At 71.4% G+C, this 13,482-nt stretch carries 12 protein-coding genes; 7 read left to right on the top strand and 5 right to left on the bottom strand.

The genetic code is table 11. From position 1 onward, the window contains the following. Positions 1-154: 154 nt before the first annotated feature. A complete protein-coding gene (locus KBZ08_RS15915; RefSeq protein ID WP_201295751.1) occupies positions 155-271 on the top strand; it encodes a cytochrome b6-f complex subunit 6 in 117 nt (38 codons plus the stop codon). Here the strand turns inward: KBZ08_RS15915 and KBZ08_RS15910 are convergent. Continuing rightward, positions 258-1,487: an MFS transporter gene (locus KBZ08_RS15910; RefSeq protein ID WP_254974200.1), complete on the bottom strand. Its 1,230-nt coding sequence runs from the start codon at positions 1,485-1,487 to the stop codon at positions 258-260. The genes KBZ08_RS15915 and KBZ08_RS15910 overlap by 14 nt on opposite strands. Beyond that, positions 1,484-2,878 (bottom strand): 30S ribosomal protein S12 methylthiotransferase RimO, encoded by a 1,395-nt coding sequence (rimO, locus tag KBZ08_RS15905; RefSeq protein ID WP_254974199.1) that lies wholly within the window; start codon positions 2,876-2,878, stop codon positions 1,484-1,486. Before rimO ends, KBZ08_RS15910 begins: the two co-directional genes overlap by 4 nt. A gap of 126 nt (positions 2,879-3,004) precedes the next feature. On the opposite strand from rimO, the gene KBZ08_RS15900 reads away from it, so the two are divergent. Next, positions 3,005-3,931 (top strand): vitamin K epoxide reductase family protein, encoded by a 927-nt coding sequence (locus tag KBZ08_RS15900; RefSeq protein WP_254974197.1) that lies wholly within the window; start codon positions 3,005-3,007, stop codon positions 3,929-3,931. Positions 3,932-3,958: 27 nt separating this feature from the next. Here the strand turns inward: KBZ08_RS15900 and nadB are convergent, their stop codons facing one another. The 3 genes from nadB to KBZ08_RS15885 form a co-directional block, all read right to left on the bottom strand. After that, positions 3,959-5,602, bottom strand: coding sequence for an L-aspartate oxidase (nadB, locus tag KBZ08_RS15895; protein ID WP_254974195.1), 1,644 nt, complete (start codon positions 5,600-5,602; stop codon positions 3,959-3,961). A 155-nt stretch (positions 5,603-5,757) separates the two neighbouring features. Next, positions 5,758-6,135 carry a photosystem II complex extrinsic protein PsbU gene (psbU, locus tag KBZ08_RS15890; protein ID WP_106222998.1) on the bottom strand — a complete coding sequence of 126 codons (378 nt, stop codon included), beginning with the start codon at positions 6,133-6,135 and terminating at the stop codon, positions 5,758-5,760. A 131-nt stretch (positions 6,136-6,266) separates the two neighbouring features. Beyond that, entirely contained in the window at positions 6,267-7,013 is a 747-nt protein-coding gene (locus tag KBZ08_RS15885) for a DUF3120 domain-containing protein (RefSeq protein WP_254974193.1), read from the bottom strand. Positions 7,014-7,084: 71 nt separating this feature from the next. Here KBZ08_RS15885 and KBZ08_RS15880 point away from each other — a divergent pair, with 71 nt between their 5' ends. From KBZ08_RS15880 to KBZ08_RS15860, 5 genes are read left to right on the top strand one after another with little or no spacing between them, the layout of a single operon-like run. Beyond that, on the top strand, positions 7,085-7,957 hold the full coding sequence (locus KBZ08_RS15880) for an undecaprenyl-diphosphate phosphatase (protein WP_254974191.1): 873 nt from the start codon (positions 7,085-7,087) through the stop codon (positions 7,955-7,957). Between the two features lie 57 nt (positions 7,958-8,014). After that, complete coding sequence (locus tag KBZ08_RS15875; RefSeq protein WP_254974189.1) at positions 8,015-9,409, top strand: TIGR03279 family radical SAM protein; 1,395 nt, start codon at positions 8,015-8,017, stop codon at positions 9,407-9,409. Between the two features lie 59 nt (positions 9,410-9,468). Continuing rightward, positions 9,469-11,145: a TolC family protein gene (locus KBZ08_RS15870; RefSeq protein ID WP_254974188.1), complete on the top strand. Its 1,677-nt coding sequence runs from the start codon at positions 9,469-9,471 to the stop codon at positions 11,143-11,145. Positions 11,146-11,151: 6 nt separating this feature from the next. Then, positions 11,152-12,546 (top strand): BCD family MFS transporter, encoded by a 1,395-nt coding sequence (locus KBZ08_RS15865; RefSeq protein WP_254974187.1) that lies wholly within the window; start codon positions 11,152-11,154, stop codon positions 12,544-12,546. After that, positions 12,543-13,364 carry an inositol monophosphatase family protein gene (locus KBZ08_RS15860; RefSeq protein ID WP_254974185.1) on the top strand — a complete coding sequence of 274 codons (822 nt, stop codon included), beginning with the start codon at positions 12,543-12,545 and terminating at the stop codon, positions 13,362-13,364. Before KBZ08_RS15865 ends, KBZ08_RS15860 begins: the two co-directional genes overlap by 4 nt. Positions 13,365-13,482 lie beyond the last annotated feature (118 nt).

The following is a 13,482-nucleotide window of genomic DNA, read 5'->3' as shown; positions in this document are numbered from 1 at the left end:
TTTGGATCGTCCGTGGGCGTTTGCGCGGCTGCGGCAGGGGCTCGGGCTGGTTCCGCTGCGCCGCAACCCTAGGCGGTTTCGGTAGATGTCCCATGGTTTTACCCCCTTCTCCCCTGGCCTGGGGCCGGAAGGGGGCGGATCCTCTGCTGTAATGATGGCGTTCCTCGCAGCAGCGTCCGTGGGTGTGGTGATCTATCTGGCGCTCGTGGGTGGCGGGCTGACCGCCGCCTTCCTGGCCACCGTGGTGCTCAAGGGCGTCAGGCTGATCTGAGCCGCAGGGCTCCTTTCCGCCCCAGCTCCAGCATCCCCACCACCAGCCCGACGCCGCCGAGCAGGGCGAAGGTGGTCGTCAGCCCCACGGTCATCGCCAGGGCGGCGGCCACCAGCCCGCTCACGCCGCCGCCGCCGAGAAAGGCGATCTGCCCCAGACCGGCCATGCGGCCGCGCAGCTCCATCGGCGCCCCCACCTGCAGGATCAGGTTCGACCCGGCCAGCAGGCCGGCGGTGCCGGCGCCCAGCAGCAACGCCATCGCCAGGGCAGCCGGCCCCCCCGAAGCTGCGGCCATCCCCAGCTGGGCCAGGGCCACCGCCACAGCGCAGCCCCCCAGCAGCAGCGCCGGCCGTTCGCTCAGGGCGCGACTGTTGCGTTGCAGTACCACCCCGCCGACGATGCTGCCGGCGGCCAGCACGCTGGTGAACAGGCCTAGGGCCTGCGGGGATGGCCCGATCACCTCGGCGGCGATCAGGGGCGCCAGGCCCGGATGGAAGAAGCCGACCAGACAGGCCACGGTGGTGAACCGCAGCACATGGCGCAGGGTGGGCCCGCAGCCCCGCCAGGCGGCTCCGAGGCTGGCGCCGGCGCCCCCGGCGCTGCGCTGCTCCAGCTCCCGGTGGGGCCGCAGCAGCCAGATCACGGTGGCGATCGGCAGCAGGTAGGAGGCCGCATCGATCGCCAGGGCCATGGCGGGCCCGGAGAGCGCCACCAGCCAGCCCCCCAGGGGAGGGCCCACCAGCTTGCCGACGTTGAACACGACAGAGAAGCTGGCCAGGTAGGGGGCCACCTGCTCGGGCCGTTCCACCAGCAGCGAGCAGTACTTGCTGCGGGCCGTCAGCTCGAAGGAACTGGAGACACCCACCACCAGGGTGCTCAGCAACAGCAGCACCACCTGGGCCACCCCCTGGAGCAGGGGAATGGCCAGGGCCCCCAGGGCCGCCCCGGCGAACAGGCCCCACTGGGAGCGGATCAGCACCCGCTCGCAGCCCAGCCGATCCGTGAGCACCCCCGCCCGGCCGCTGACCACCAGGCTCGGCAGGGCCAGGGCGGCGAAGTGCAGGGCGAGCAGCAGCGGATTGCCGGTGCCGGCCATCAGGATCCAGCCCTTGGCCGTCAGTCCGGCGAAGGAACCGGTGGTGCTCAGGCCGGAGGCGAGCAGGAACAGGGGGCGCTGGTGCCGCTGCAGCCAGCTGCCTCCGTCGCCGGGGCTCAAGCCCGGCTCCGCGTCGCCGCCAGGGCGTCGCTCACCATGGCGCCGGCCCCCACCACCTCGCCGCGCAGGTCATAGGTGTCGGCGGCGGTGATCCGCACCGGCACCATCGTGCCGGGAGCGGCGCACAGGCCGCCCTCGCCGGGGCTCACGTGCACCTCCCCGTCCACGTCGGGGGCGAAGCGGGCACAGCGGCCCAGCATCGCGCCGCTGGTGGGGTTGTCCTGCTCGATCAAGACGTCCACGATCCGGCCCACCCAGGCTCCGTTGCGCTCGGCGGCGATGGGCTGCTGCAGAGCCATCAGCCGGTCCCGCCGCTCGCTGGCGACCTCGGCGGGCACCGGATCCGGCAGGTCGGCGGCGGCGGTGCCGTCCTCGGGGGAGAAGGTGAAGACGCCCACATGGTCGAAGCGCTGCTCGGCCACGAACGCCAGCAGATGCTCGAAGTGCTCCTCCGTTTCCCCTGGGAAGCCGACGATGAAGGTGGTGCGCAGCACCGCGTCGGGCAGCTGGTCGCGGATGCGCTGCAGCAGGGCGCCGTTGACCCCGGTCTGCCAGGGGCGGTTCATGGCCCGCAGCACCTCCGGGTGGCTGTGCTGCAGGGGGAGATCCAGGTAGGGCAGCACATTGGGGACGTCCCGGTAGGCGGCCAGGACGGGCTCGGTGAGGCCGGTGGGGTACGCGTAGTGGACCCGGATCCAGGGGATCTCCACCTCCCCCAGGGCCCGCAGCAGGTCGTCGAGGCGGGGTCTGCCGTAGAGGTCCAGCCCGTAGTTGGTGGTGATCTGGCTGATCAGGATCAGCTCTTTCACCCCTTGCTCGGCCAGCTGGCGGGCCTCCGCCACGATCGATTCGATCGGGCGGGAGCGCTGGTCGCCCCGCAGTTTCGGGATGATGCAGAAGGCGCAGCGGTAGTCGCAGCCCTCGGCCACCTTCAGGTAGGCCACTGCCTCGGAGGTGGTGCGGTAGCGGGGCAGGTGCTCATCGCCCACGAAGGTGGGCACCGCACTCACGCGGTTGACCCGCTCCCCGGCTTCCACCCGCTCCAGCACCTCGACGATGTGCTGGTAGTCGCCGGTGCCGACGATCGCCCGCGCCTCCGGCAGCGAATCGAGCAGTTCCTGCTGGAAGTGCTGGGCCAGACAGCCGGCGATGATCAGTTCCTTGCCCTGTTCCGCCAGTTCCACCAGGGTGCGGACCGATTCGGCGCGGGCGTCCTGGATGAAGCTGCAGGTGTTGACCACCACCACCTTGGCGTCGCTCTCATCGGCGCTGACCCCGTAGCCCGCCTCGGCCAGCAGGCCGAGCATGTGCTCGGTGTCCACCCGGTTCTTCTCGCAACCCAGATGGGTGAAGGCCACGGTGGGCCGTTCTCGGCCGGGCTGGGGGGGCATGGTGCTGCGGGAGGAAGGGGGGACGGGCCTGCGGCCCGCTGGGGCCGGGCCGGGGGGCAAACGCCGATGTCCACCCTATGCAAGTCCCCGCGGCTGCGAGAATCGCACCGAGATCCGCCGGTCCCCGTGACTTCCACTCGCCTCGCCAGTCGCCTCACGAGTCGCCGCCGCCCCGAGCCGGGTCGCCGCTGGGCGCGGGTGGTGATGGCCGTTCTGGCCACCATCGGCGTGATCGACACCGCCTCGATCACCCTCAACCGCTGGGGCGTGATCGGCGACCTCAGCTGCCCCGGCGGTGCCGACGGCTGCGACAAGGTCCTCAACAGCCCCTGGGGGAGTGTCCTCGGCCAGCCCCTGTCCCTGTTCGGCTTCCTGGCCTACGGAGCGGTGCTGGTGATGGCGGTGCTGCCGCTGGTGCTCAAGGGGGAGGCCCGCACCTCCTTGAACGGGCTCAGCTGGTGGGGCCTGTTCCTGCTCAGCGCCGGCATGGCGATCTTCAGCCTGGTGCTGGTGGGGGTGATGGCCTTCCAGATCAAGGCCTTCTGCACCTTCTGCCTGATGTCGGCCGCCATCAGCCTGACGCTGTTCGTGCTCAGCCTGATCGGCGGGGAATGGGAGGACACCGGGGCCCTGCTCTTCCGCGGCGTGCTCACGGTGCTGGCCGTCGGCCTGATCGGCCTCGGCTGGGCCACCTCCCTCAACCGGCCCGAGTCGGCCACGGGCCCGGGGATGCCGATCCCGGTCACCTCCGCCAGCACGCCCGCCACGGTCGCCCTCGCCGATCACCTCACCGCCACCGGCGCGGTCATGTATTCGGCCTACTGGTGCCCCCACTGCCACGACCAGAAGCAGCTCTTCGGCAAGGAGGCCGCCGCCAAGCTCAAGATCATCGAGTGCGCTCCCGACGGCCGCAACAGCCAGGCCGCCCTCTGCGCCAGCAAGAACATCCAGGGCTTCCCCACCTGGGAGATCAAGGGCCAGCTGGATTCCGGCCAGAAGACCCTTGCCCAGCTCGCCGCCCTGAGCGGCTACAAGGGCTCGATCGCCAACTGAGCCGCGCCCTCACTCCTGGCCCCTGCCTCAGGCCTGCCCCACCGGGGTGGTGAAGGGGGAGTGCCCCCGCTGCTGCACCGTGTGGCGCCGCCAGAACGGAAGGGGTGCCGGGGCATCGGTGCGGTGATGGCCGCCGCGGCTCTCGACCCGGAAGGCGGCGGCCTCCATCAGCAGCTCCGCCAGCACCAGCCGCTGGCGCAGGTCCTGCAGCAGCAGCAGGCGACGGCTCTGCTCCGGCGTCAGCGCCAGTTCCAGGTCGTGGGGCAGGTCGTGGACCCGCCGCAGCAGGGGGGAGCGTTCATGGCCCGATCGCTCGCTGCGCACCCGCCGCAGGGCGGTGATGAGGTCGACACCGCGGCGCTCAACGCCGGCCACCTGCCAGCAGAGATGGCGCAGGTCGGCGATGGCCCTGATCAGGGTGGCCTCATCGGGCCCTGAGCGCGCTTCGGCCTCGCTCAGGGCCGGGGCGTCGCGGGGGGCGTCAAGGGGAGCTGGGGGAAGGGGCTGGGGCTGCAGATGGCGCAGCCGGCGGGCGAAGACGAGGCATTCCATCAGCGAGTTGCTGGCCAGCCGGTTGGCCCCGTGCACCCCGGTGCTGGCCACCTCCCCCACGGCGTAGAGACCCCTCAGGCTGGTGGCGGCCTCCAGGTCGGTGCCGATGCCGCCCATCCAGTAGTGGGCGGCCGGGGCCACCGGAATCGGGGCCTCGCCGGGGGCCAGCCCCAGCTCCCGGCAGCGGCGCAGGATGGTGGGGAACTGGCGTTCCAGCCGTTCGCGTCCCACCGGCCGGAGGTCGAGCCACAGGTGGGTGACCCCCTGCTCCGACATGCAGCGGGCCAGGGCGCGGCTCACCTGGTCCCGCGGCGCCAGATCGCCCCCCTCCAGCCGGGCCACCGGGGAGCGGCCGGCGTCGTCGAACAGCCGGGCCCCCTCGCCGCGCACCGCCTCGCTGATCAGGAAGTGGGGGGCGTCCGGCAGCATCAGCGCCGTGGGGTGGAACTGCACGAACTCCAGGTCCCGCACCAGGGCACCGGCGCTCCAGGCCATGGCGACGCCGTCGCCGCTGGCCTGGGTCGGGTTGGTGGTGTGCGCGAACAGATGGCCGCCGCCGCCGCTGGCCAGCACCACGGCTCCAGCCCGCAGCCAGCGCAGCCGCTGGCCTTCGAGCACCTGCAGGCCCAGGCACTGGCCGTTCACCACCCACAGCTGCAGGGCGGGGATGCCCTTGCGTTGCTCGAGGCCTGGCCGGCGCCGCACCTCCCGCTCCAGGGCGTCCACCAGCGCGCCGCCGGTGCGGTCCTGGGCATGCAGCACGCGGCGGTGGCTGTGGGCCGCCTCCAGGGTGGTGCTGAGGCCCTGGGGGGTGCGATCGAAGTCCATGCCCAGCTGCACGAGACGCTCGACGCAGGCCGGCGCCTCCCGCACCAGCACCTCGACGGCGGTCGGATCGCAGAGACCGGCGCCGGCCTTGAGGGTGTCGGCGATGTGACTGGCGAAGCTGTCGTCGGCTCCGGTCACCGCGGCGATGCCACCCTGGGCCCAGCGGCTGGCGGAGGGGGGGGAGCTGGATTTGCTCAGCAGCAGCACCCGCAGCTGGGGGGGCAGCTCCAGGCAGGTCATCAGGCCCGCGGCGCCACTGCCGACCACCACCACGTCCCAGTGGGGTGCCATGGGCGGATCCGGCTCATCCAAGCGGCTGGTTCACCCCTTCGCACCGTGCCTTCTGCAGCCGAGCCTATGGGACGGACGGCGGCGGGCCGGCGGCCACAAAAAAACCGCCGTGGGAACGGCGGTTGCGGAGGGGTTGGGAAAGGACCGCCGGGCGCTCAGCGATACACGCCGTCGTTGATGCGATCGAAACCTTCGTTGAGGGCGATCGCCGGGGGGGTCACGGTGAAGTTGTCCTTGTACTTGTTGAACAGCTCCCGCTGACGGTCGGTCAGATCGAGGTCCAGCACGTCGTCGACGCTGTCGTAGGGGCCGCCGAGGACGATCTTGCCGGCCAGGGTCGGGTACATGCCGGGGTACTGCTGGAACCGGCGCACCGAAGCGTTGTTGAGATCCACCTTGCCGACGCTCTCGGCGAGCTTGTCGTCGATCTCGTTGCGGCGCTCCGCGGCGAAGGCGGCACCGGGCAGAAGCAGGGTCACGAGCAGACCGGCCAGGACCACACCACTCATCAACCAGGCAAGCAGCCGCTTCATCACGACACTCCTTAGGGGGATAGAACCAGGGGACCCTGGCAGGGCCAGGGCGGTGATCCGCAGACCACCCGTGCAACGTTACAGAAAGCCCCCAGGTCTCCCGGCGCCGGCGGCTCCGCTTTTGCAGTTCTTCAGATCAGGCCGCTGAGGTGGGGGGCCAGCAGGGCCGCCCCGAGGAAGAGGGCATCGACGGCGAGGGTGGTGCCCACGGCCGCGGCGGCCACCCGCCAGGGCCCACCCAGCGACCAGAGGCGACGGCAGAGGAGCACCAGCAGGCCCGCCGCCAGGCCGACCAGGGACAGGGGCCAGGGCTGCAGCACCTGCAGGGCGGCGCCCTGGAGCAGAACCGGGGCCTCGCTCAGGGGCGCTTGCAGCACCCGGGGCCAGAGGTCCATGAGGCCGGCGGCCGCCATCACCCCATCGGTGCTGGCGGTGCCAAGCAGCGAGCCCAGGTAGAACGCACCCGCCAGGCGCCAGCGGCCACCGAGGCCCACCACCGCCAGGGGCAGGGCGAAGGCCTCGAGCGGCAGATGCATCACCGGGTGGAGCCGGAACCAGCCCCAGAACAGGCAGCCCCCCAGCCAGCTGCCGCTGAAGCCCACCAGGACCACCCCCAGCGGCTGCCACAGCCCCTGGCCCCGGCGCTCCAGCAGCAGGGCGAGGCCCATCAACGGGAGCGTGAACAGGGTCGCGGCCGTCGGTGCGGCGCGCACCCAGGGGGCCTGCAGGAACACGGGCACGGTGACCAGCAGGGCAGCCGCCAGGGGCAGGACCCAGGCGGCCGGGACGGCACCGAGCCGCAGGCCCGGCGTGACCTCGGAACGGGAGGTAAGGGTGGGCGGAACCCCGAGCACCTGGTTGTGAAGAAAGTTGTGCAACCTTAAGGGGGTGGAGGGGTGCTCCCGTGACCCGTCCGGCCATAGGGTCACCCGCAGTAACGGCTTCCCCCATGCCGCTGGTCGCCACGGCCGCCGCCCTGCCCCTGGCCGAGGCCTGCTGGCACGCCTTCGTTCTGGGGGTCGTCCAGGGGCTGACGGAGTTCCTGCCGATCAGCAGCACGGCCCATCTCAAGGTGGTGCCGGTCCTGCTGGGCTGGGGCGATCCCGGGGTGGCCTTCACGGCCGTGATCCAGCTCGGCAGCATCGCCGCCGTGCTCGGCTACTTCCGCCGGGATCTGGCCGAGGTGAGCGCCGGGGTGGCCCGGGCCTTCCGCCATGGCCAGTGGAACGACCCGCCGGCCCGCCTGGGGGTGGCGATCGTGCTGGGCACCGTGCCGATCCTGCTGGCGGGCCTCGCGATCAAGGTGCTGCTGCCCGGCTACGAGACCTCCCCGCTGCGCAGCCTGACGTCGATCGCCATCGTCTCGATCGTGATGGCCCTGCTGCTGGCGCTGGCCGAGCTGGTGGGTCGCCGCCGCCGGCAGCTGGAGGCCGTCAGCCCCCGCGACGGCCTGCTGGTGGGGCTGGCCCAGGCCCTGGCCCTGATCCCCGGCGTCTCCCGCTCGGGCAGCACCCTGACGGCGTCGCTGTTCGATGGCTGGCAGCGCGCCGACGCGGCGCGCTTCTCGTTCCTGCTGGGCATCCCCGCCATCACCCTGGCCGGGCTGGTGGAGCTCAGGGCGGCCTTCGGCTCGGTCGAGACCGGTGGCATGATCCCGATGCTGGTGGGCATCGCCGCCGCGGCGGTGGTCTCCTGGCTGGCGATCGCCTGGCTGCTGCGCTTCCTGCAGCAGAACAGCACCTGGATCTTCGTGGCCTACCGGCTGCTGTTCGGCCTGGTCATCCTGCTGGGGTTCCGGGGGCTGGAGGGGGCCACCCCCTGAAGGGGCGGGGGCCGTCACACTGGGGCCAACGTCCCCCTCGCCCCGCCGTCACCTCCCGTGTGGAAGGAGCCCTCCTCTGCCCTCGCCGGGCCCACCGTCCTCGCCGGGCCCGTCACCCAGCCCCGCCCTGCCGTGGTGGCCACGGTGGAGCCGGGTTCGATCGCCGAGGAGCTGGGCTTCCAGCCGGGTGACCGCCTGCGCAGCATCAACGGCATCCGCCCGCGGGACCTGATCGACGTCCAGGTGCTGCAGGGGGAGGAGGAGCTGGTGCTCGAGGTGGAGGACCCGGACGGCACCCTGCACGTGGTGGAGCTGGAGAAGGACCTGGACGAGGGGCTGGGGCTGGGCTTCAGCGAGGCCCTGTTCGACGGGCTGCGCCAGTGCAACAACCACTGCCCCTTCTGCTTCATCGACCAGCAGCCACCGGGGCGCCGCGACAGCCTCTACCTCAAGGACGACGACTACCGGCTCAGCTTCCTCTACGGCTCCTACCTCACCCTCACCAACCTCACGGCCGCCGACTGGAGCCGGATCGAGGAGCAGCGCCTGTCGCCCCTGTTCGTCTCGGTCCATGCCACCGATCCGGAGCTGCGCAGCCGTCTGCTGGTCAACCCCCGGGCCGCCCTGCTGCTGGAGCAGCTGGCCTGGTTCGCCGAGCGGCGCCTCCAGATCCACGCCCAGGTGGTGGTCTGTCCGGGGCTGAACGACGGCGAGGCCCTGGAGCGCACCCTCACCGACCTGGCCCGGTTCGCCACCGGACCCTGGCCCGCCGTTCTTTCCACCGCCGTGGTGCCGGTGGGTCTGACGCGCTTCCGCCCGGCCGGCGATGCCCTCCGGCCCGTCGACCGGGAGGGGGCCTGCGAGGTGATCGCCCGGGTTGAGCGCCTCCAGCCCACCTTCCAGGCCAGCACCGGCAGCCGCTTCGCCTGGCTCTCCGATGAGTGGTTCCTGATCGCCGGCCTGCCCCTGCCGCCGCGGGCCAGCTACGAGGATCTGCCCCAGCAGGAGAACGGGGTCGGCAGCATCCGCGCCTTCCTGGAGGATCTGGAGGGGGCCACCCGGCACCTCCCCGCCCGGATCGCCACCCCGCGCCGCTGCAGCTGGGTGGTCGGTCGCCTCGTCGCCGAGGCCCTGCAGCCGGTGGTGGAGCGCCTCAACCGCGTCGAGGGGCTGGAGCTGATCCTCCATGGCCTGCCCAGCCCCTACTGGGGCCAGGAGCAGGTGGTCACGGGGCTGCTCACCGGTTCCGACCTGATCGAGGGCCTCCGCGGCCGGGACCTGGGCCAGGAACTGCTGCTGCCGCGGGTGATGCTGCGGGAGGGGGAGGAGGTGTTTCTCGACGACACCACCCTCGCCGACCTGCGCCGACAACTGCCTGTGCCGGTTCGCTTGCTGGGGGGTGCGGACGATCTGGTGGCCGCCTGCCTCGGCACCCCACGGGGAGATGCTTAAGCTCTGGCTGAAGCGAACGGTCCAACGTGAGGCGCCAACCACTCCTGCTTGCGGCACTGGTGGTGCTCCCGTCGTTCGGCCTCCAGGCGCCGCCGGTGCGGGCCGAGTCCGCCCCAGCCCCCGCCGCCCCGAGCCTTCCGGCCCCCCCGGCCCTGCCGCTGGCCCCTGAGGTCAAGGGTCCCAGGCCCAAGTCCAACCCCACCGTGCTGGCGCCGGCCGCCAAGGAACTGCCCCCGGGTCTGCAGGATCTGGTGGCCCCCAACCCGCTGGCCCTGCCGGTCAAGCCGTCCCAGGTGCGCATCCGCGAGCTGCGCCCCCTCGGCCTGGCTGATGTGGAAACCCTGGTCGAGGTCAACAACCCCGAGCTCAAGGCAATCGCCAGCCAGGTGGAGCAGGCCCAGTCGGCCCTGCGGGCCCAGATCGCCCTCTGGTACCCCACGATCCAGCTCAACGCCAACAGCCTGCCCACCTACACCGGCGGCGAGCAGTTCAGCAGCGCCTTCACCGGCACCGGCCAGCAGCCCGGCAACACGATCACCAGCATCTGGCGGATGTCGGCGGTGCTCCAGGCCAGCTGGGCCCTCATCAACCCCACCCGCACGCCGCAGATCGCCGCCGCCCGCGACCGCTTCGAGCAGGCCAAGAACCAGTACCTGATCGGCCTGCGGGCGCGGCGCCTGGAGGCGGCCGAAGCCTTCTTCGATCTCCAGGTCTCCGACGAAACGGTCCGCATCGGCCAGGAGTCGGTGCGCTCCTCCCTGGTGAGCCTGCGGGATGCCAAGGCCCGATTCCAGGCCGGCGTCGCCACCAAGCTGGAGGTGCTGGAGGCCGAAACCCAGCTGGCCCGCGACCAGCAGGTGCTCACCCAGGGTCTGTCCGACCAGGCCATCGCCCGCCGTGCCCTCGCCGCCCTGCTCGACCTGCCCCAGGACGTCACCCCCACCTCGAAGGAGCCCTCGCGGGTGGTGGGTTCCTGGCTGCCGTCGCTGCAGGAGAGCATCATCGCCGCCTACGCCTTCCGCGAGGAACTCGACAACGTCCTGCTCAACATCTCGATCGCCAACAGCGAGGCCAATGCGGCCCTGGGCGCGGCCCAGCCCTTCCTGAACATCGCCTACAGCCTCACCGGCGGTCGCACCAGGGGCGTGCAGTTCGCCAACCGCAGCACCCCGGGGGTCAACTTCGGGAACGAGGGCTGGTCGGTGGAGAACACGGTGGGCCTGAACCTCAGCTGGACCCTCTTCGACGGCGGTGCCGCCCGGGCCAACTACCGCCGCCAGAAGCAGGTGGCCCAGGAGAACTCCTTCCAGTTCGCCCAGCAGCGGGACGCGATCCGCCAGCAGGTGGAAACGAACTTCTACGAACTGGAGAAGAACAACCGCAATATCACCACCACCTCCCGCGAGGTGATCTCCACCAGGGAATCCCTGCGGCTGGCCCGCCTGCGCTTCCAGGCCGGCGTCACCACCCAGCGGGAGGTGGTCGACACCCAGCGCGACCTCACCCAGGCCGAGGTGCGCTGGTCGACGGCCATCTCCGACTACAACAAGGCCCTGGCCCGGCTGCGGCGCTTCACCGGCCTCGACCAGGTCGGCCTCTGCCAGCGCCAGGCCCTGCCGGCCACCAGCCCGAGGGCGGCCGGCACCTCCGAGATCCCCGTGGAGCCCCAGCCCCTGATCCCGGCCTGCCGGGCCGGCAGCCCCACCGGATCCGAGGCGATGCCGCCGGGGTCCTGACGCCCGTTGTCATCACCCCTCCGCCCCGGCCTGACCCTTCCCGCCACGGTGCGCCTGGGTCTTTTCCAGGGTTGCCTGGGCTGCCTGGCCGTGATCTTTTCGGGTCTGCTCAACCGGATCATGCTCAGTGAGCTGGGCTTCCCCGGACTTCTGGTGGGCGGGGCCCTGGCTTTCGAGCAGTTCGTGGCCCCCTCCCGGGTGCTGTTCGGCCAGATCTCCGATGCTCACCCCCTGGCCTCCCGCCACCGGGTCCCCTACGTGCTGCTCGGCACGGCGGCCTTCTGTCTGCTGGCCGTGCTGTCGGTGCCGCTGATCTTCCAGGTGGGGCGCCTGCTGCAGGACGGCAGCCAGCCCGGCCTTGCCCTCGGCATCGCCGCCCTCTGCGGCCTGTTCGCCCTTTACGGCCTGGCGGTCTCCCTGGCCACCACCCCCTACCTGGCCCTGGTGATCGACCGCACCAGCGAACAGGAGCGGCCCCGGGCGGTGAGCATCATCTGGTGCATGCTCACGGTCGGCATCGTCATCGGCGCCGTGGCGATCGGCGTGAGCCTGCGCTTCCTGGACGGGGTCAGCGATCCGTTGGTGCTCGAGGCGACCCTCTCCCGCTTCATGGCGTCCGTGGCCGGTGTGGTGATGCTGCTCACGGTGGTCGCCACCTGGGGCATGGAATCCCCCCTGCGGGAACGCAGCGACGGGACGGTGGTGCCGCGGGAGGATGCCATCGGCCTGCGCCAGTCCTGGACCCTGATCACCTCCAGCCGTCAGGTGCTGATCTTCTTCTCTTTCCTGATTTTGTTCACCCTGGCCCTGTTCCTGCAGGATCCGGTGCTCGAGAGCTACGGCGCCCAGGTGTTCGCCATGCCGATCGCCGCCACCGCCCAGCTCAACGCCTTCTGGGGGGTCGGCACCCTGGTGGGCCTGCTGGTTGCAGGACTCTGGGTGGTACCCCGGCTCGGGAAGATGGCCACCGCCCGCCTCGGCTGCCAGCTGATCGCCCTGTCCCTGCTGCTGCTGCTGGTGGCGGGCCTGACGGCCCGGATCCCCTTCCTGCAGGCCGTGATGGTGCTGTTCGGGCTGGCGGCCGGCATCGGCACCAACAGCGCCCTCTGCCTGATGCTCGACCTCACCCTTCCCCAGGCCGCGGGCACCTTCGTCGGCGTCTGGGGTCTGGCCCAGGCCCTCTCGCGGGCGATCGGCAAGCTCCTCGGGGGCGGCCTGTACGACATCGGCCGTTCCCTGCCGCTGGGGGATGGGCCCTACGGACCCTTCGCCCTGGTGCTGGGCGTCGAGCTGCTGGTGGCCCTGGCGGCCCTGCTGCTCCTCGGCTATGTCAACGTGCGCCAGTTCCGGGAGGACACCTCCCGCAGCCTGAGCCAGGTTCTGGAGATGGAAATGGGATGAAGGTCCCCACCCCGCGCCCCCTCGATTCCCGTCTGGAATCCCTGCTCGACCGGGTCGCCGAGCGCCAGCGGGCTGACTTCGGCCACAGCCAGCCGGATCTGAAGGCGGATGGGTCCTTCATCACGGCCTGTGATCGCTGGAGCGACGCCACCCTGGTGGAGGGACTGGCCGAGCTGTTCCCCGGCGAGGGGGTCCTGAGTGAGGAGGGCCGCCAGCAGGTGCCCGCCACGCCGGCCTACTGGGTGGTGGATCCCCTTGATGGCACCACCAACTTCGCCGCCGGCATCCCCTACTGGGCGATTTCCATGGCCCGCTTCGAGGCCGGTGTGCCGGTTCTGGCGATCCTCGATGTGCCGCCCCTGCGTCAGCGGATCGTCGCCATCCGGGGGCAAGGGGCCTGGCGCAATGGCAAGCCCATTCCGCCGCCTGCCCTGCAGCTCCACAACGCCGGTTGCGCGTCGCTCTGCAGCCGCTCGATCCGGGTGCTCCAGAAGCTGCCCCACCGCCCGTTCCCCGGCAAGATCCGGCTGCTGGGCGTCGCCAGCCTCAATCTGGTGTCGGTGGCCATGGGCCAGACGATGGCCGCCCTGGAGGCCACCCCGAAGATCTGGGACCTGGCGGCCGCCTGGCTGGTGCTCGAAGAGCTGGGCTGTCCCCTGCGTTGGCTGGGGGCGAGCCCCCTGGGGCTGCAGCCGGGCCAGGACCTGGCCCTGACGGACTTCCCGGTGCTGGTGGCCAACCGGCAGGAGACGCTGGAACGGTTCATGCCGTGGGCGGAGGCCCTGGAGAGCCAGGAGCCCACGAAGCACGTGATATGATTTTGGACTGCGCCCCAGAGAGCGAGAGCTCGAGCGGGGAGCAGGCTTACGGGATCGAGAGGCGCGAGCCGACGGTGTTGTAAGTTTTCTGAGTCGCCGGGAGGCGACGCGCCGCGAG

This window comes from Cyanobium sp. Candia 9D4, from assembly GCF_024346155.1.
Classification (GTDB): Bacteria; Cyanobacteriota; Cyanobacteriia; order PCC-6307; family Cyanobiaceae; genus Cyanobium; species Cyanobium minutissimum.
The sequence above is the reverse complement of the archived record's forward strand: the minus strand, read 5'-3'. Positions and strand labels throughout refer to the sequence as shown.